This window comes from Dietzia sp. HMSC21D01 (genome assembly GCF_001815995.1).
Classification (GTDB): Bacteria; Actinomycetota; Actinomycetes; order Mycobacteriales; family Mycobacteriaceae; genus Dietzia; species Dietzia cinnamea.
This window is the reverse complement of record NZ_KV823613.1, coordinates 1283-1627: the sequence shown is the minus strand read 5'-3', so window position 1 is coordinate 1627 and position 345 is coordinate 1283. Positions and strand designations below refer to the sequence as shown.

Genomic DNA, 345 nt, shown 5'->3' with positions numbered 1-345 from the left:
GCGTCGATCGCCGCCGGCGGGTTCGGCCTGTGCGGGATCCCGCAGATTGTCATCGAGGCGCTTGCCGCGCGTGAGGTGGGGGACTTCGAGGTGTTCTCCAACAACGCCGGCGTCGACGGCAAGGGTCTGGGGATCCTGTTGGAGTCCGGCAAGCTGCGGCGGATCGTCTCCTCCTACGTGGGGGAGAACAAGGAGTTCGCCCGGCAGTACCTGGCCGGTGAGCTCGAGGTGGAGCTCACCCCGCAGGGGACGTTGGCCGAGCGGATGCGGGCCGGTGGCTCGGGGATCGGGGCGTTCTACACCCGCACGGGCGTGGGCACGTTCGTCGCCGACGGCGGCATGCCG

Annotated in this window: 1 protein-coding gene; it reads left to right on the top strand. The window is 70.1% G+C overall.

The window, feature by feature from the left end:
- A partial coding sequence (locus tag HMPREF3086_RS19370; protein ID WP_305790919.1) for a CoA transferase subunit A occupies positions 1-345 on the top strand: 345 nt, incomplete at both ends.